21 protein-coding genes are annotated in these 15845 nt (G+C 70.6%); 7 read left to right on the forward strand and 14 right to left on the reverse strand.

From position 1 onward, the window contains the following. Positions 1–86: 86 nt before the first annotated feature. Together V5E28_RS27950 and V5E28_RS27955 are read right to left on the reverse strand one after the other, a co-directional pair. On the reverse strand, positions 87–755 hold the full coding sequence (locus tag V5E28_RS27950; RefSeq protein ID WP_336210860.1) for a response regulator transcription factor: 669 nt from the start codon (positions 753–755) through the stop codon (positions 87–89). Next, positions 752–1876 (reverse strand): sensor histidine kinase, encoded by a 1125-nt coding sequence (locus tag V5E28_RS27955; RefSeq protein ID WP_336210862.1) that lies wholly within the window; start codon positions 1874–1876, stop codon positions 752–754. The genes V5E28_RS27950 and V5E28_RS27955 overlap by 4 nt, the downstream gene beginning before the upstream one ends. 82 nt (positions 1877–1958) lie before the next feature. Here V5E28_RS27955 and V5E28_RS27960 point away from each other — a divergent pair, with 82 nt between their 5' ends. Then, positions 1959–2174 carry a hypothetical protein gene (locus V5E28_RS27960; protein WP_336210864.1) on the forward strand — a complete coding sequence of 72 codons (216 nt, stop codon included), beginning with the start codon at positions 1959–1961 and terminating at the stop codon, positions 2172–2174. 39 nt (positions 2175–2213) lie between these two features. Here V5E28_RS27960 and V5E28_RS27965 read toward each other — a convergent pair whose 3' ends face one another. Together V5E28_RS27965 and V5E28_RS27970 are read right to left on the reverse strand one after the other, a co-directional pair. Then, on the reverse strand, positions 2214–3149 hold the full coding sequence (locus V5E28_RS27965; RefSeq protein WP_442945876.1) for a fatty acid desaturase family protein: 936 nt from the start codon (positions 3147–3149) through the stop codon (positions 2214–2216). Between the two features lie 266 nt (positions 3150–3415). Then, positions 3416–4543: an amidohydrolase family protein gene (locus tag V5E28_RS27970; protein ID WP_336210866.1), complete on the reverse strand. Its 1128-nt coding sequence runs from the start codon at positions 4541–4543 to the stop codon at positions 3416–3418. Positions 4544–4552: 9 nt separating this feature from the next. On the opposite strand from V5E28_RS27970, the gene V5E28_RS27975 reads away from it, so the two are divergent. Then, entirely contained in the window at positions 4553–4675 is a 123-nt protein-coding gene (locus V5E28_RS27975) for a hypothetical protein (protein ID WP_336210868.1), read from the forward strand. 164 nt (positions 4676–4839) lie between these two features. Here V5E28_RS27975 and V5E28_RS27980 read toward each other — a convergent pair whose 3' ends face one another. The 8 genes from V5E28_RS27980 to V5E28_RS28015 all read right to left on the reverse strand — a co-directional run bounded on the left by V5E28_RS27980 (position 4840) and on the right by V5E28_RS28015 (position 9712). Continuing rightward, on the reverse strand, positions 4840–5052 hold the full coding sequence (locus V5E28_RS27980) for a hypothetical protein (protein ID WP_336210870.1): 213 nt from the start codon (positions 5050–5052) through the stop codon (positions 4840–4842). Positions 5053–5085: 33 nt separating this feature from the next. Continuing rightward, a complete protein-coding gene (locus V5E28_RS27985; protein WP_336210871.1) occupies positions 5086–5436 on the reverse strand; it encodes a nuclear transport factor 2 family protein in 351 nt (116 codons plus the stop codon). Between the two features lie 4 nt (positions 5437–5440). Beyond that, positions 5441–5758, reverse strand: coding sequence for a DUF3140 domain-containing protein (locus V5E28_RS27990; protein ID WP_336210873.1), 318 nt, complete (start codon positions 5756–5758; stop codon positions 5441–5443). 29 nt (positions 5759–5787) lie between these two features. Continuing rightward, positions 5788–6465 carry a response regulator transcription factor gene (locus tag V5E28_RS27995; protein ID WP_336210876.1) on the reverse strand — a complete coding sequence of 226 codons (678 nt, stop codon included), beginning with the start codon at positions 6463–6465 and terminating at the stop codon, positions 5788–5790. Continuing rightward, entirely contained in the window at positions 6462–7622 is a 1161-nt protein-coding gene (locus V5E28_RS28000) for a sensor histidine kinase (RefSeq protein ID WP_336210879.1), read from the reverse strand. Before V5E28_RS28000 ends, V5E28_RS27995 begins: the two co-directional genes overlap by 4 nt. A 22-nt stretch (positions 7623–7644) precedes the next feature. After that, a complete protein-coding gene (locus tag V5E28_RS28005; protein ID WP_336210881.1) occupies positions 7645–8229 on the reverse strand; it encodes a hypothetical protein in 585 nt (194 codons plus the stop codon). A gap of 239 nt (positions 8230–8468) precedes the next feature. After that, entirely contained in the window at positions 8469–8915 is a 447-nt protein-coding gene (locus V5E28_RS28010; protein ID WP_336210884.1) for a YdeI/OmpD-associated family protein, read from the reverse strand. Then, positions 8912–9712 (reverse strand): alpha/beta fold hydrolase, encoded by an 801-nt coding sequence (locus V5E28_RS28015; protein ID WP_336210886.1) that lies wholly within the window; start codon positions 9710–9712, stop codon positions 8912–8914. Before V5E28_RS28015 ends, V5E28_RS28010 begins: the two co-directional genes overlap by 4 nt. A gap of 130 nt (positions 9713–9842) precedes the next feature. Here V5E28_RS28015 and V5E28_RS28020 point away from each other — a divergent pair, with 130 nt between their 5' ends. From V5E28_RS28020 to ppk2, 3 genes are read left to right on the forward strand one after another with little or no spacing between them, the layout of a single operon-like run. Continuing rightward, positions 9843–10256, forward strand: a complete 414-nt coding sequence (locus tag V5E28_RS28020) for a nuclear transport factor 2 family protein (protein WP_336210889.1) — start codon at positions 9843–9845, stop codon at positions 10254–10256. Between the two features lie 51 nt (positions 10257–10307). Then, positions 10308–10871, forward strand: coding sequence for a hypothetical protein (locus tag V5E28_RS28025; protein ID WP_336210892.1), 564 nt, complete (start codon positions 10308–10310; stop codon positions 10869–10871). 48 nt (positions 10872–10919) lie between these two features. Beyond that, entirely contained in the window at positions 10920–11726 is an 807-nt protein-coding gene (ppk2, locus tag V5E28_RS28030; protein WP_336210894.1) for a polyphosphate kinase 2, read from the forward strand. A gap of 1 nt (position 11727) precedes the next feature. Here ppk2 and V5E28_RS28035 read toward each other — a convergent pair whose 3' ends face one another. Continuing rightward, positions 11728–12060, reverse strand: a complete 333-nt coding sequence (locus V5E28_RS28035; protein ID WP_336210895.1) for a cupin domain-containing protein — start codon at positions 12058–12060, stop codon at positions 11728–11730. A 227-nt stretch (positions 12061–12287) separates the two neighbouring features. Between V5E28_RS28035 and V5E28_RS28040 the strand changes: the two genes are divergently transcribed. Then, entirely contained in the window at positions 12288–14342 is a 2055-nt protein-coding gene (locus V5E28_RS28040; protein ID WP_336210899.1) for a sensor histidine kinase, read from the forward strand. A gap of 79 nt (positions 14343–14421) precedes the next feature. On the opposite strand, the gene V5E28_RS28045 is transcribed toward V5E28_RS28040, so the two are convergent. After that, entirely contained in the window at positions 14422–14766 is a 345-nt protein-coding gene (locus tag V5E28_RS28045) for a hypothetical protein (RefSeq protein WP_336210902.1), read from the reverse strand. 200 nt (positions 14767–14966) lie between these two features. Between V5E28_RS28045 and V5E28_RS28050 the strand changes: the two genes are divergently transcribed. Beyond that, on the forward strand, positions 14967–15746 hold the full coding sequence (locus V5E28_RS28050; RefSeq protein WP_336210904.1) for an SDR family oxidoreductase: 780 nt from the start codon (positions 14967–14969) through the stop codon (positions 15744–15746). The last annotated feature ends 99 nt before the right edge of the window (positions 15747–15845 follow it).

The following is a 15845-nucleotide window of genomic DNA, read 5'->3' on the forward strand; positions in this document are numbered from 1 at the left end:
TCCGGTCACGGCTCGCCCCGGCGCGTCAGTCCAGAGCGGGCACCTGGTGTACACCCCCGGTCACATGGCTGACCTCGGTGTACGACTCAGGAGGTAAGCCACCCCGGCGTGATGACCCCGGCCTCGTAGGCGAGCACCACGAGCTGGGCCCGGTCGCGCACCCGAAGCTTGCTCATGATCCTGCTGACGTGCGTCTTGGCCGTGGCGGGGCTGAGCACCAGCTTCGCCGCGATCTCGTCGTTGGACAGCCCGCCCGCCACCAGCGCCATGACCTCGCGCTCCCGCTCGGTGAGCGCGTTGAGCTCGGGCCCCGGCTCCGGGCGCTTGACCCGGCCGGCGAACTCCGCGATCAGCTTGCGCGTGACGGACGGCGCGATCAGCGCGTCGCCCCTGGCCACCACCCGCACGGCATGGATCAGCTCGGCCGGCTCGGTGTCCTTGACCAGGAAGCCGCTGGCGCCCGCGCGCAGCGCGCCGTAGACGTAGTCGTCGAGGTCGAACGTGGTCAGGATGATCACCCTGACCTGCTCCAGCCGCGGGTCGGCGATGATCTGACGGGTCGCCTCCAGCCCGTCGAGCTGGGGCATGCGAATGTCCATGAGCACCACGTCGGGCCGCGTCTCGCGGGCCCTGGCCACCGCTTCTACGCCGTTGGCGGCCTCGGCGACCACCTCGATGTCGTCCTCGTCGCTGAGGATGGACCGGAATCCGGCCCGTACCAGGTTCTGGTCGTCGGCGAGCAACGTGCGGATCATGACGCTCCGTTCAGCGGTAGTGCGGCGACGATCTGGAAGCCGCCCTCGGGCCTGGGGCCCGCGTCGAGCGTGCCGCCCAGCGCGGTGGCACGCTCGCGCATGCCCTGCAGGCCGAAGCCGCTGCCCTCGGTGAACCTCGCTCCCGGCCCGTCATCCTCGACCCGGATCATGATATTTCCGGATGCGTTGCTCACGGTCAGCGTGGCCTCCCTGGAGCCGGAATGCCGCGACACGTTCGTCAGCGCCTCGCGGATGATCCGGGCCGCGGCCAGATCCACCTCGACCGGCACCTCGTCCAGCGGTCCCGACAGCTCCGTCCGCACGGCCAGCCCGGACGCCTCCACGAGCGCCTCCACCCGCGCCAGGCTCCCGGCGGGAGCGGTCGGCGCGTCCTCGTCCACCTGACGCAGCACGCCCAGCGTGGTGCGCAGCTCGCGCAGCGTCTCCTTGCTCGTCTCCTTGATCGTCCGCAGGGCCGTCTCGGCCTCCTCCGGACGCTTCTTCAGCCCGTGCAGCGCCGCCGCGGCCTGAACGTTGATCATGGAGATGTTGTGCCCCAGCACGTCGTGCAGCTCCCTGGCGATGCGCAGCCGCTCCTCGCTCGCCCGCCGCCTTGCCTCCTCCTCCTTGCCGTGCTCGGCGTCGAGCACCCGCCGCTCGGCCTCCTGCAGGAAGGCGCGGCGGTTGCGGGTCACGCCCCCTGCGGCGATGGCGGCGGTCACCCAGCCGGCGATCATCACGAACGTGCTGTCGTCCACGTGTCGCGTGCCTCTGGTCTCGCCGAGCCCCATGGCCAGCAGCGAGGCCGCGCCGGTGGCGATCGCGGCGATCAGGTGCCCCCGGTCCGCGGCGGTGTAGAGGACCACGAACGGCAGCAGGATCAGCGGCCCGTCGAGCCTGGCGAAGGGATAGTAGGCGGCCACGGCGGCCGACACGACGACCAGTGCCACCACCGGATAGCGCTCACGCAGGAGCACCCCCGCCGCCGCGACGAGCGGCAGCAGCACGTCCAGGACGTTGGGCTGCCTGTCGGCACGGACCATCCACGTGACGGTGAGGGCGGCCAGGACCACCCCGACCACGGCGAGCGACGTGATCGTGCTCGTCGTCAACCTGCGCATGCCGTCCATTCTGTACGGCCCACGTGCGGTGCGGCCATACGCCCCTGGTGGTACCCGAGTCGCACGCGGGTAGTTCTGGAGGATGAGCACTGAAGACGACCTTCGCGAACTCGACCAGGAAATCGCGAAGTTGAAGCAGGACAACCAGGATATGCGCAGCCAGATCCGCGACATGGGCGCGACCGACCAGTTCGAGATCTCCGCCATGATCGCTCAGGCCGACGAGCAGGAAGGGCTCATCGCCGAGCTGGAGCAGCGCAGGGAGACCCTGCGACAGCGGCTGGAGGGAGGCGGCTGATCGCTCCGAGGGCGGCCACGGGCCGGCCCTCGAAGCGGGTCAGCGCAGTGCCGCGCCGACCTCGTGCAGGTGGCCGAGCGCCTGGCTGTAGGACTTGACCAATCCGGTCTCGAGGTAGCTGACGCCGATCTCCTCGCAGTAGCTCCGGACGATCGGCTGGGCCTTGCGCAGGTTGGGCGCCGGCATGTTGGGGAACAGGTGGTGCTCGATCTGGTAGTTGAGCTGGCCGAGCGCCACGTCGGTGAGCACGCCGCCCTTGACGTTGCGCGAGGTCAGCACCTGCTTGCGCAGGAAGTCGAGCTTGTCCTCGGCGGTCAGGATCGGCATCCCCTTGTGGTTGGGCGCGAACGAGCAGCCCAGGTAGATGCCGAACAGGCCCTGGTGCACGATCAGGAACGCCACCGCCATGCCGAACGGCAGCACGGTGAAGATCAGGCCGAAGTAGAGGACGAAGTGGATGGCCAGCAGCGCCCCTTCGGTGCCGCGGCGCTTGGCCGTGGGCTTGAACAGCTCCTTGACGCTGGCCACGTGCAGGTGCCAGGCCTCCAGCGTCAGCAGGGGGAAGAACCAGTAAGCCTGGTATTTGGCGAGGAACCGGGGCAGGCCGGTGCTCTTCTCCACCTGGTCCTCCGACCAGACGATCACCGCGGGGGAGACGTCCGGGTCGTGGTCCTCGTGGTTGGGGTTGGCGTGGTGGCGGTTGTGCTTGGTGTTCCACCACCCCCAGCCGAGCCCGATGCCGAGGTTGCCGAACAGCAGCCCGGCGATGTCGCTGGCGCGGCGGGTCCGGAAGACCTGCCGGTGGCCGACGTCGTGAGAGACGAACCCGATCTGGGTGGAGATCACCGCGAGCAGGACCGCGACGAGCATCTGGAGCCACGAGTCGCCGACCCAGACGAAGAGCGCCCAGGCGGCCAGATAGGCGGCCATGACGAGGCTCATCCGGATCGCGTAGTAGACCGGACGCCGGTTCAGCAACCCGGCTTCGGTGATCTTGGTTACGAGTCTGGCGAAGTCGCTGCCTCGGGTTTCGAGCGTGACGGGATCGGCCACTGGTCTCCTCATGTTCGCGGTGGAAGCTGCCCCCACATTGGCGCATTCCCCGCGAATGCGGAAGATCGAACCTGGCGCTTGTGTGTAGCAGCGGCTGTATGCGTCGCCGCACTGCTCCTACCACACTACGCACGTAACTTAACAGCGCGAGCCACGGAGAAGATCACCTGTTGTTTACGCCTGCTTGGTCAGGAGAAAACTCGCCGTCCCATCCGGAAAACCGCCAGCGGATGACGCAGCGCGGTGATGTCGGCGAGCGGATCACCCGCGACGGCGAGCAGGTCCGCGTCCATCCCTGCCGCGATCCGGCCCTTACGGTCTGTGACCCGGCACACCCGCGCCGCCACCGAGGTCATCGAGCGCAGCACATTGATCGGCGCATACCCCAACTCGACCAGAATTTTGGCGCCGTGCGGGAGCAGCCCGTGCGGTTTGCGCGGCCCGATCCCCGCGTCCGTGCCGATGACGAAGTCGACCCCGGCCGCGTACATCGCCCGCGCCCCCTCCAGGATCCCGGGCATGAGCGCGACGAAGCGTGGCGGCGGCACGCCGGGAACGGGCACGTTGCCGATGCTGAGTGAGACGACGATCTCGGCGGCCGCCAGCCGGGCGATCAGCCCGTGGTCCAGCTCGACGGTGTCTCCGGTGATGAACGAGCAGTGCTCGATCGAGTCGAACCCCGCCTCCAGGGCGAGCGCGATGCCGTCGGCGCAGTGAGCGTGCCCGGTGATGGGCAGGCCGAGCGCGTGCGCCTCGTCGGCCGCCGCCCTCAGCTCGGCCGCGCCGTACTGCCGCAGGTGGGAGTGACTGCCCTCGGTCAGCTCACCGCCGGTGACCATCATCTTGATCACGTGCACACCGCGACCGGCGTGCTCGCGCACGGCCTGCCGTATGGCCTCCTCGCTGTCGGCCTCGCCGCCCAGCCACCAGCAGTGCCCCCTGGTGGTGGTGATCGGCGGCCCGGCGGCGAGGATCTCCGGCCCCTTCAGGCCCAGCCCGAGGTCGAGTGCGAGGTAGTCGCGGTCGCCCAGGTCGCGGACCGTGGTGACGCCCGCGGCCAGATGCCGCCGCGCGGCCTCGCGCATCCGGCCGGGCAGGCCCGGCGCGTCCAGCATGGCCACCGGGTCGGGGCCGGCGTCGAAGGCCAGGTGGACGTGGCAGTCGATGAGCCCGGGCAGCAGGGTGGCATCCCCCAGGTCGACGGTGGCGCGGGTGCCGGGGGAGACCTCGCGCACGCGCCCGTCCGCGATGGTCACCACCTGGTCGTGGCGCATGTCCCGGCCGTCGAACAGGCGAGCGGTCCGCACGGTGAACATGCCGTCACAGTGCCATGGCCGCCCCGGCCCTGCCAGCCCTCACTCACCTGCGAACACCCGGAGTTCGCCGCCCACTACGCCGAGCAGCTCAAGCGGCTGGTGGAGCACCTCGGCGACGTTCCGGCTCCGTAAGCTCGGGGCGCGCCCGCGGGGTGTTGGATCGGCGGCATGCGTGTATCGCTCGCCGGTTCGGCCTGCTTCATCGGCGGCCACATCGGCCAAGCGTCAGCGCACGAAGTCCCGGCCGGGTGTCAGCCTGCGGAGGCTGGGCCGGTCTGCGGAGAGGCGGTCGGGCGTCAGCCTGCGGAGAGGCGGTCGAAGAGAGCCAGGGCCGCTTGGCGGACGTCCTCGGGCGACAGCCCGTCGAGTGTCTGCCTGGCCTGCGCGACGTCGCGCGTCGTCGCCAGCGTGATCGCCACGGACGCCGCCGCGGCGCGGTCGAGCGATCCGGCCGGTGCGTCGTCGGCGAGCTGCTGGGCGTTCGCGGCGAGGTCGAGGTTGTCTCTCAACGGGTCTCCTCGGGTGTGTGTCGGCCCATTGCATCACCTGGGGTCATGCTGCATCCACCATTCGGTGAATTCCCGGCACCTGCCGTCGGGAGCGAATCGGATCACCCAGAGGTTGCTATACGTTTTGTCCGGATATGTCGTGACTCCCTGGATGACGCTCACGTCGCCGGTCACGCACACCGGATGCCACTCGAACGTGGTCTCGCCAGGCTTGTCCTGCCGGGACAGCCAGTTTGCGACGATCTCGTCCCGCCCGCGCGCGGGCAGGCTGTACGGCTCGTTGTAGTAGACGGCGTCCTCGGTGAACAGCGCGTTGATCTCGTCGGGATCGTTGGACTCCCACGCCCTGAGATAGCCGTCGATCCACGAGTGCGGCTCGACCATGGCGCTACGCCCGGAGCGGATCGTGGCCGACGGACATGAGCAGGTGCCTGGACTCGTCCTCGGTCTTGTCGCCCAAGGTCTCCACCAGCTCGACGACCCGCCCCATCGTGTCCCAGTCGTCCTTGGTCAGGTCCACCTTCCGCTTGCTCAGCACGTGCAGCACGTCCCGTCCGAGCTCGTCGACTCCCAGGTCAGGGCCGTCGGGGAAGGCCTCCTCACCGGAGGCGTCGGCCAGGAGGTAAGCGCGCAGCTCCTCGGACGTCATGTTCACCATGCGGTGGAACTCGTCCCAGAGCATGTCCGTCTCGATACCCTCAGTCATAAGCCAGCGCCTACCCGCCCGGCCTCGCGTTACGCCCCCGGGACCGCCAGCCCCGACTCGTAGGCGGCGATCACCGCCTGCACCCGGTCGCGCAGCCCGAGCTTGGTGAGCAGGTTGCTGACGTGCGACTTCACGGTGTGCTCGCTGACCACCATGACCTCGGCGATCTCCGCGTTGGACAGCCCGCGGGCGATGAGCTGGAGCGTCTCGCGCTCTCTCGCGGTCAGTACGGCCAGCGCCCCCGCAGCCCCCGCGGCCGGCGTGGCGGCCGGCCTGGACGTGAACTCGCGGATCAGCTTCGTGGTGACCGCGGGAGCCAGGAGCGACTCGCCCCCGGCGACCACCCGCACGGCGCGCACCAGGTCGTCGCGGCGCACGTCCTTGAGCAGGAACCCGCTCGCTCCGGCCCGCAGCGCGTCGTAGACGTAGTCGTCCAGGTCGAACGTGGTCAGCATGAGCACCCGGCAGCGCGCCTCCGCGCACACGATCCTGGCCGCCTCGATGCCGTCCATCCTGGGCATGCGGATGTCGAGCAGCAGCACGTCGGGGTCGTGCTCGCGGACCGCGGCCACCGCCTGCACGCCGTCGCCCGCCTCGGCCACCACGTCGATGTCCGGCTGCGCGTCCAGGATCATCGCGAACCCGCCCCTGACCAGCTCCTGGTCGTCGGCCACCACGACCCGCACGACCGGCTCGGGCCCGGTCATGCCCTGGCCACCGGGAGGCGTACCGAGACCCGGAAGCCGGGACCGTCCTGGCGGGGACCCGCGGTGGCGGCGCCGCCGCAGGCGGCGGCGCGCTCGCGGACGCCGATCAGCCCGTGACCGCCCGAGGGCAGCGCCCGGCCCGAACCCTGACCGTCGTCGGTGATGTCGATCATCAGAGTGTCGTCCTCCCAGATGAGCCTGATGTCCGCGCGGTTCGCGCCGGCGTGCTTGACGATGTTGGTGAGCGCTTCCTGCGTGATCCGGTAGGCGGCGACCGCGCAGTCCGGCGTCACCGGGCGTGCCTCGCCCTCGGTGTGGAAGGCCACGTCCAGGCCGATCCCCGAGACCTGGCCGGCGAGCTCCGGCAGGTCCTCGATGGTGGGCTGGGGAGCACGCGGCGCCTCGTCCTCCTTCAGCGCGCCGAGCATGCGCCGGAGCTGCACCATCGCGTCGCGCCCCGCCCCGGCGATGGCGTCGAAGGCGGCCTCGGCCCGGTCCGGGTCCTTCCTGACGGCCACCGGCCCGGCCTCGGCCTGCACGACCATGAGGCTGACCGCGTGGGCGAGTATGTCGTGCATGTCGCGGGCGATTCTGGCCCGTTCGCGTTCGGCCGCGCGTTCGGCTTCCATCTGGCGTTCCCTTTCCAGCCTCGCGGCCCGCTCCTCCAGCGCCGCCGCGTGGGCGCGGGAGGTCGCCGCCGCCCTGCCGATGGCGTACGCGGCGACGAACAGCACGATGCTGCGCAGCGCCGTCTCCGACGAGCCGACGAGCAGCAGCAGGCCGGCGGTCGTCAGGACCAGCGCGGTGATCCGGGTCAAGGGGGCTGAGTAGGCGGCGACGGTGTAGAGGGCGACGAGCGAGCCGTACCAGACGGGCTGGTCCGCCACATGGTCGGCGACGTCGTACAGCATCCCGACGCAGAGGTTCACCAGCAGGACGGTCACCGGGGCGCGGCGGCGCCAGATCAGCGGCAGCGACGCGGCGACCGCGACGACGTAGCCCCACCAGTCCCACGGCACGCCGCTCACGCTCTTGCTGGAGAGCAGTGGCCAGAGCTGCGCCAGCGTGATCAGCGCGGTGAGCGCTCCGTCCACCTGCAGGGGAGGGAGCGCTCGGACCCGCCGGCGCAGCACGGCGATGAGCGGGGGATCGGGCACAATGTCCCATCTTTCCGCATGATCACGCATGGGCGAGGGAGACCTCTGGCCGCTTGTCCTCACGCGTCGCCAGCGGCAGGAAGGCGACCATCGCGAGGAGCGAGCCGACGGGGATGAGATCCAGTGACGCGAACGGCAGCAGGACCTGGAGCAGCACGAGCACGGGCACCCAGAGCCGGACCTGGCGCTGGACGGCGAGGTGGATCACCAGGGCGAGCTGGGCGACGTAGAAGAGGATCGGTCCGGCCTCGTAGACCAGCAGCGACACGCCGGGCACGGCCTGCACCTGGTCGAACAGCGGTCCCATGGCCTCGTGGTCGGCGGCCATGAACCCGACCACGATGTCGATCGCGAACTGGACGAAGGTGAACGCGATGCCGGCGAGCCCCACCACCAGCGTGACGGTGGCGACCCGGCCGCGGCCGAGCATCCCCCACATGTCCCGAAATACCGCGATGAAGAGCACTAGAGCGCCCATGAAGGCGAGATGTCCGAGTGTCCAGGCCGGTCCGGGCCCTCGGACGCCGTCGAACCCGTCGACGACGCGGAGCACTCCGTAGACCAGGGCGAGGGCGGGGGCGGCGAGATAGGCAGGGCGGATCCGCATGACGTGATCTCCTCAGGGGCGACCCCGGCTGCCCGGGGGACGGTGTCCCAGCGATTCGGCTGATGCCCCTAATACTCGGATTTTCCGCCCCGGATGGGATCGCCGCGAGGAGCGATCCTCCACCTCACTCTCAGGAGCGAGTCGCCTCGCCAGCACGAGCGGGTCACGGAGAGTTTCGATGTCGGTGAGGGCCTCGGCCATGGCGCCCCGCCGACGACGTGTGTCCTGCCGCCGGAAGGTCAGGTCTCGCCGTTGGCGAGCTTGGCCACCGTGTCGGCGACGCGGCGCTGCCTGGTCTCGGCCTTCTTGGCGCCCTCGACCAGCAGCACGTAGCGGCTCTGGCGGGAGTAGGACAGGCTCTCGAAGAACTTCTTGGCCTCCGGCGCCTGGTCGAGCGCCTCGGCCAGGTCGGGTGGCACGCTCACGGCGCGAGGCTCGGTGTCGAGCTCCAGGCCGACCTCGATCTCGTCGCCGGCGGCGGCGCCCGCGCCCTCCCGGTTCGCGGCGCTCAGGGGGACCATGAACCGGCCGCCCATGGGCGCCACCGTGCTGCGGTAGGAGTATCCGTTGATCGTGACGTGGACGGCGGGCCGCTTGCCCGCGCCCAGCTCGGCGACGACCTCGGCCGGGACCTCGAACCCGGTGGCGGTCTTGCCGCCCAGCTCGACCGTGGTGCGGAAGATCATTGGAAGAATCCCTTCAGAACCGGGGCCAGAGCCTGCGGCTTGACCATGTGCGTCTGGCCGTCGAGCGTGCGGTGCTCGGCGTTGGGCAGCACCCGCGCCAGGTCCTTCACGCCGTTGCGGATCCAGGCGGGGCTCTTGCCGCCGTCGACCGCGAGCGTGGGCACCTTGATCGAGTCCCACTGCCCGTCGGGCAGCGGCTTGCCATGCTCGAAGTCGGTCACGAAGGCCGCGTCGTACGGCAGCGTGCGCGCGACCTCCTTCATCCCCGACCAGCCGGGCATGAAGCGCATCATGGCCACGATCGGGGCGGGCAGGTTGACGCCCTTGCGCATGAAGTAGCCGATCGCCTTTCCGGGCTGTCCCGCGGCCAGGAAGGCCTCGATCCGCTCGGTGTAGTCGCCGGGGATGGGCGGGCGGGTGCCGTCGACGACGAACGGCGGCTCGTACACCGCCAGCCTGCTCACCGGGAGCCCGCTCTCCACGGCGGCCAGGGCCAGCCCGGCGCCCGAGGAGATCCCGTACAGGAAGACCGGCGCGCCGGCCTCCCCGATGAGGGCGGCGAGGTCCTCGATCTCGCGCTCCGGCGCGAACGGCGCGGTGTCGCCACTCTCGCCGCGGCCGCGGCGGTCGTAGGTGTAGACCGTGAAGCTGTCGGCCAGCTCCTTGGCCAGCGGCCCGTTGGGGCCCGAGGCGCGGTAGCACATGGCGCCGTCGACGAGGATGACCGGCGGGCCCTGGCCGATGCGCTCGTAGGCGATCGTGGTGCCGTCCTTGGAGGTGACCGTTCTCGTGTTCATGCCCGGAGCCTCTCACCGACAAATAAAATTGTCAAGAAAGGGGGCGGCTCCCGGTTACCTGTCAGGTAATCGCGGTGCGCACCTCCACCTGGCAGGGTTGTCCCCACTGATCACCTTTGGGGGAGACACCATGACCACGCGTGAAGTCGTCGAAGAGCTGCTGAGCCGGATCGGGGCGGGCGACCCAGGCCGCATCGCCGAGATGTACGCCGAACACGCCGACTGGAAGCTCGACTGGCCGGAATCCGAGCACGGGCGCGCCGCCACCCCGTGGATCCGCCATCGGGTCACCCGCGCCGACGCCGCGGAGCACTACCGCCAGATCGCCGAGCACCACGTGCCCGAGGAGGTGGCCACCGAGGTCGAGCGCGTCCTCGTGGACGGTGACCACGCCGTCGTGCTCGGCGAGATCCGGCAGACGGCCCGCTCCACCGGCCGCGCCTACCGCTCCCGCTTCGCCCTGCACCTCACGGTCGAAGACGGCCTGGTCACCCGGCACCACGTCTACGAGGACAGCCTCTCCGTCGCCCAGGCCTTCGCATAACGGGTTGACGCCCGCCGCCCGCCAGGAGCACCCTCCAGACCGGAGGCTCCCATGACCCGTCACCGCTTCGGCATGGCCTGCGCGATCGCCATCACCCTCGCCTACCTGGCCTACCTGCTGGCGATCCCCTTCGGCCTGGTGCCCGACAACCACCGGCTGGAGCTGCACGAGGTCGCGCTGGCCGTCGTGCTCCTGGCCGGCGTCGCCTTCGCCGCAGGCCCGTACTCCATCACCGATCTCACCATCGGCGCGGGTGGCGTCAGCGCCCGGCTGGCCAGGTACGAGGCCAAGCAGCGCCATCTGGAGTCCGACCTGCGCGCCCTGCAGGTGGCGCTCACCGGCGTCGTCACCAAGTACGAATGGGACCACCTGCGCAACCTGGCGCGCGGGGGTCCCGTGCCGGCCAGATTCCGGCACGACAGGAAGTTGCAGCTGGAGCTCGAACGGCTGGACGCGATGGGGTTCGTGGAGCCGGTCGATCCCCGTGGCCTCAACGCCATCCCCGAGGACCACGGCGCGCACGACGGCGAGTTCGACCTGGCCCACTACGTTCGCGTCACGGCCGAGGGGCGCGAATATCTGGCCCTGCGCGACGCACTGAAGCCCGGAGCGTGACGGCATCCTGGATGTGGGCAGCCGTCTGGTGCACACCGGGAGGACCACATGGCCGACAAGCCGCAGGCCAGCAAGAAGCTCGGCCGCAAGGCGTACGAGGAGGAGCTTTTCCGGCTGCAGGGCGAGCTGGTGAAGCTGCAGGAGTGGGTGCGCGCCGAGGGCAGGCGGGTGGTCGTGATCTTCGAGGGCCGCGACGCCGCCGGCAAGGGCGGCACGATCAAGCGGGTGGCCGAATACCTCAACCCGCGCGTCACCCGGATCGTCGCCCTGCAGGCCCCGACCGAGCGGGAGCGCACCCAGTGGTACTTCCAGCGCTACGTCGAGCATCTGCCGTCGGCCGGGACCATCGTCCTGTTCGACCGCAGCTGGTACAACCGGGCGGGCGTCGAGCGGGTCATGGGCTTCTGCACGCACGAGGAGTACACCAGGTTCCTGCACCAGTGCCCGATCTTCGAGCGGCTGCTGGTCGAGGACGGGATCCTGCTGCGCAAGTACTGGTTCTCGGTCAGCGACGCCGAGCAGGAACGGCGCTTTCGCGCGAGGCTGGCGGACCCGATGCGCCGCTGGAAGCTGTCGGAGATCGACCTGGAGTCGATCGCCCGCTGGGAGGAGTATTCACGCGCCAAGGACGAGATGCTGATCCACACCCACATCCCGGAGGCGCCCTGGTATGACGTGGAGAGCGAGGACAAGCGGCGGGCGAGGATCAACATGATCACCCACCTGCTGTCGACGATCCCCTACCGGGAGGTCGAGCGCCCCACTCTCAAGCTCCGCCGCCGCCCGCCGGGCACCGGCTACCGCCGCCCCCCGAGACTGGAGACCTTCGTCCCGGACACCACGGCCGGCCTCTGAGTCAGGAGACTTTGGCGACGGTGAGGAGGGCGGCGGAGTCCTCCAGGGCCTCCAGGCTGTGGCGAGCCTGCGGGATCACCAGGAAGTCGCCGGTCATCCCGTCCCACGAAGTGTCGCCGCTGCGCAGCCGCACGCGGCCGTGCAGCACGACGAGGGTGGCCTCGCCGGGGTTCTCGTGCTCGCTCAGCGAGCTGCCCGCGGTCAGGGCGATGAGCGTCTGGCGGAGGGTGTGCTCGTGGCCGCCGTGCAGCGTCTCGGCGCTGCGTCCGGTCGAGGCTTCGGCGGCGCGCTTCAGGTGCTCACGTACGAGGGCGTCCAAGGAGGTCTTCTGCATGTCATCGAGTCTGTCACCCGGGACGACTCGGCCCTCGGGCCGGGGTGTTGGCCGGTAGTGGTAACGGCCTGGCTTCAAGGTGGGATTTAGTACTACAGAGACGTCATAATCCTGTCCAGCTCGTGGGGGAAGATGTCAGAGCCGGGGAGGCGGTACAGGATGGCCGGAAGAGCCGGGAGGGCCGCGTCAGCGGGCGCTGCCGTGGCCGCCGCCTGCCGGGGAGCCGGGTGGCAGGGGTGACCCGGGCGCACGTGGCCAGGGGCGTGGCGCTCGCGACGGCGGTGCTGTCTCCGGCGCTCGAGGTGGCGGCCCTGCTGATCTGGGCCGGGCTGCCCGAGGAGTGGCTGCCCAGGGTAACCGCGACCCCCCAGTCGGCCGCCGCGCTGACGTTCCCGGCAGTTGGAGCGTTCCTCATCTTCCACCGGCCGCGGCTGAACATGGCGTGGCTGATGTGCGCGGGCGGGCTGGCGGCCGGGATCAGCGACGTCACGCACGGGCTGGTGATGCGGGTCGCCGCCGACGGCCACCTCGTCCTGGCCGGTTACCTGCGCTTCCCGAACCTGCTCGGCTGGGCGGTGTGCGGGGTGACCCTGACGCTGCTGCTCACGCTGTACTCGCCCGACGGCCGGTTGCCTTCGCCGCGCTGGCGAGTGGTCCTGTTCGCCGGCGCCGGCGCCCTGACGGCCGAGATGCTGCGCGGCCTCTTCCGTCCCGACCCTCCGTTGGCGCGTTATCGGTACCCCGCCGTCATACCGAACCCCCTGGAGATCCCCGCACTCGCGCCGTACATGACCACGATCGGGACGATCACCTGGACGGTCATCTACATCTCGCTGGCGCTGGCGGCCCTTTCCATGGCCACGCGGATGCGGGGCGCCGGTCCCGTGGTGAGGCGGCAGATCGGATGGCCGCTGTTCGCCTTCGCCGGGTACGTCGTCTTCCTGGTCGTGGGCGCGTTCGCGCCCGAGCTGACGTGGCTGTCGATCACGTGGGCGGCGCTCGTCCCGGTCGCGATCGCGTTCTCGATCACGCGCTACAGGCTGTACGGGATCGACACCGTGATCAGCCGGACCTTCGTGGCCGCCGGGTTGCTGGCCGTCGTCAGCGCCGTCTACTTCGGCGTCGGCGCGGTGTCGAGCCTGGTCGTGTCCGAGTACGACCAGGTCGCCGGGCTGGTCTCCGCGCTGTTCGCCGGGGCGTTCTTCCAGCCGCTGCGGCGGGTGTTGCAGCGGGCCGTCGACCGGATGCTGTACGGCAGGGTGGGCGACCCCGGCCTCCTCGCCGAGCGGCTGACCCAGGCGATCCGGCGCGGCGACCCGGCCGAGGCGCTGACCTCGGTGGTCGGCGTGCTGCGTGACGGGCTCGCGGTCGAGGGGGTCGCCGTGGAGGTGGCCGACGGCGAGCCCCGCTACGTCGAGAACGGCCGGGTGGGGGAGCAGGCCCGCAGGGTGCCGCTGGTCTGGCACGGGGAGCAGGTCGGCCGCCTGCTCGTCGGCGCCCCCGGCCCGCGCCGGTTCCCCGCCGCGCACAACGAGCGGGTGCTGGCCACCCTCACGCCGTACGTCGCGGACGTGGCGCACGCGGTCCGCATGGCGGCGGACCTGCAACGATCCAGGGAGCGCATCCTGACCACGCGGGAGGAGGAGCGGCGGCGCCTGCGGCGTGACCTGCACGACGGGCTGGGCCAGAGCCTGTCGAGCATGGCGATGATCATCAACATCGCGCGCAGCCGGTTGAAGGACTCGCCCGACTCCGCCGACGAGCTGCTGCAGCAGCTCCGCTCGGGGATGGACGCGGTCGCGGGCGACATCCGGCAGCTGGTGTACGGCTTACGCCCGCCCGCCCTCGACGACCTGGGCCTGGCGCGGGCCGTACGGGACCTCGCGGGGCAGTCGTCGCCGGAGATCGCGATCGAGGTGGATGTCGAAGGAGACCTGTCGGAGCTCCCGGCGGCCGTCGAGGTGGCCGTCTACCGGATCGTCCAGGAGGCACTGACCAACGTCCGGCGGCACGCCCAGGCGAGCAACGCCGCCGTGGTCCTGCAGCGGGAGCGCTCGGTGCTGCGGATGACGATCAGCGACGACGGCCGCGGGCTGCCGGAAGGCCATCGGTCCGGAGTGGGCCTGGGATCCATGCGGGAGCGGGCGGCCGAGCTGGGCGGCATCTGCGTGGTCAGCGGGGCGCCCGGATTGGGGACGCGGGTCGAGGTGATGCTGCCGCTGCTGCCGGCCGGGGTGGACGGCGGCGCCGCCCCGACGCCCATCCCGGCCGAACCGCGCTGACCGTTCCCAGGACTTCCCGCGAGCACGAGACGAGCCACCGGTCGCGGCGGCTCGTCCGCTACCGGTCAGGACTCAGCACTCACCCCGCCAGGTGACGGCGGTGATGATCCGGATGGAGTTCGGCGGGGCCGGGATGTTGCCTTTTGCCCTCCGTCGGGCCGTAGTGGTAGCAGCGGGTTCCCACGCTCGTGATCTTGACGTTGACGTGGTCCTGGCCTTCGTAGGCGTAGGCGTTGTTGAAGTAGGAACGGCCGTAGTTGTGGCCGGTCCAGTTCTTGTTGGTCTTGAACGAGATGCCGTCCGTCTGGTTGTAGCCGTAAGCAGATGTACCCCTTCGGGCAGCTCTCGGCCTGAGCCGCGGTGGGCGCCAGGGGGACCACGCCGAACGCGAGCGCCGCGGCCGCCGCCGTGAGAAGTCGAACACGCATACGAAAACCCTTCAGTCTTGCCCCCATATGTCAGGAGATGGCCCTGACAAGACGTTCACCGTGATCGTGCCTGCGCGCCGCCGCGAGGTGTACCTGTCGGCCTACAGGGTGTGCGCCCGCGCCGTCACCTGGTAACCGTTGACGGAGCGGGCCGAGCAGGTGAGGGTGGGCAGGAGGCCGCAAGCAGGGGGGTGTGATGGAGGGCGCCGTCGCCGTCGTGACCGGAGCCGCGCGCGGGGTCGGACGGGGCATCGCCCTGGTGCTCGGCGAGACCGGCGCGACCGTGTACGTCACCGACCGCGAGAGCCGCCACCACCGCCACTCGGCGCTGCCGGGCACCGTCGAGGACACCGCCGAGCAGGTGAGCGAGCGCGGCGGCCGGGGCATACCGGTGCGCGTCGACCACCACGACGACGCGGCCGTCGAGTCGCTGTTCGACCGGGTCCGTGACGAACAGGGCGGCCTGGACCTGCTGGTGGCCAACGCCTGCAACGGCAACGCGCTGCCGTTCGAAGGCGGCCCGTTCTGGACGCTGCCGCTGGAGCACTGGCACAACATGATCGACATCGGGGTCCGGAGCCACCTGGTGACGGTCCACTACGCGGCGCCGCTGCTGATCGAGCGGCGAGGGCTGGCCGTGCTGACCGGATACGCCGATCCGGAGGCCGAGGTGATCGCCGGCCATCTCTTCTACGACCTGGCGATGACGAGCGTCAGCCGCCTGGCCCACTCCATGGCCCACGATCTGCGCCCGCACGGCGTCACCGCGCTCGTCCTCTCCCCGGGGTTCACCCGCACCGAGGCGATCATCGCGGTGCTCGGCGAGGACGTCCCGGGCGGCGACTCGGTCGAGTTTCCGGGCCGGGCCGTCCGCGCCCTGCTGGAGGACCGGGACGTGGCCAGGCACGCCGGCCGCACTCTCACCGTCGCCGACCTGGCCGGGGAGTACGGGTTCAGCGACGTCCGAGCCTCCTGATCCGTGGCCTCGCCGATACGCCCGCAGGTGTAGTCCGCGATCGTCTCGCCGGCCGATGCGCCGGGCCCCGGGGACGGCGACCCTGAATGAGCAGGCCAA

It is taken from the genome of Nonomuraea sp. LPB2021202275-12-8 (genome assembly GCF_037044575.1).
Lineage (GTDB): Bacteria > Actinomycetota > Actinomycetes > Streptosporangiales > Streptosporangiaceae > Nonomuraea.

Coding starts and splice junctions, on each gene's coding strand:
- V5E28_RS27950 (WP_336210860.1), bottom strand. CDS start 755: ATGATCCGCACGTTGCTCGCCGACGACCAGAACCTGGTACGGGCCGGA.
- V5E28_RS27955 (WP_336210862.1), bottom strand. CDS start 1,876: ATGCGCAGGTTGACGACGAGCACGATCACGTCGCTCGCCGTGGTCGGG.
- V5E28_RS27960 (WP_336210864.1), top strand. CDS start 1,959: ATGAGCACTGAAGACGACCTTCGCGAACTCGACCAGGAAATCGCGAAG.
- V5E28_RS27970 (WP_336210866.1), bottom strand. CDS start 4,543: ATGTTCACCGTGCGGACCGCTCGCCTGTTCGACGGCCGGGACATGCGC.
- V5E28_RS27985 (WP_336210871.1), bottom strand. CDS start 5,436: ATGGTCGAGCCGCACTCGTGGATCGACGGCTATCTCAGGGCGTGGGAG.
- V5E28_RS27990 (WP_336210873.1), bottom strand. CDS start 5,758: ATGACTGAGGGTATCGAGACGGACATGCTCTGGGACGAGTTCCACCGC.
- V5E28_RS27995 (WP_336210876.1), bottom strand. CDS start 6,465: ATGACCGGGCCCGAGCCGGTCGTGCGGGTCGTGGTGGCCGACGACCAG.
- V5E28_RS28005 (WP_336210881.1), bottom strand. CDS start 8,229: ATGCGGATCCGCCCTGCCTATCTCGCCGCCCCCGCCCTCGCCCTGGTC.
- V5E28_RS28010 (WP_336210884.1), bottom strand. CDS start 8,915: ATGATCTTCCGCACCACGGTCGAGCTGGGCGGCAAGACCGCCACCGGG.
- V5E28_RS28015 (WP_336210886.1), bottom strand. CDS start 9,712: ATGAACACGAGAACGGTCACCTCCAAGGACGGCACCACGATCGCCTAC.
- V5E28_RS28020 (WP_336210889.1), top strand. CDS start 9,843: ATGACCACGCGTGAAGTCGTCGAAGAGCTGCTGAGCCGGATCGGGGCG.
- V5E28_RS28025 (WP_336210892.1), top strand. CDS start 10,308: ATGACCCGTCACCGCTTCGGCATGGCCTGCGCGATCGCCATCACCCTC.
- ppk2 (WP_336210894.1), top strand. CDS start 10,920: ATGGCCGACAAGCCGCAGGCCAGCAAGAAGCTCGGCCGCAAGGCGTAC.
- V5E28_RS28035 (WP_336210895.1), bottom strand. CDS start 12,060: ATGCAGAAGACCTCCTTGGACGCCCTCGTACGTGAGCACCTGAAGCGC.
- V5E28_RS28050 (WP_336210904.1), top strand. CDS start 14,967: ATGGAGGGCGCCGTCGCCGTCGTGACCGGAGCCGCGCGCGGGGTCGGA.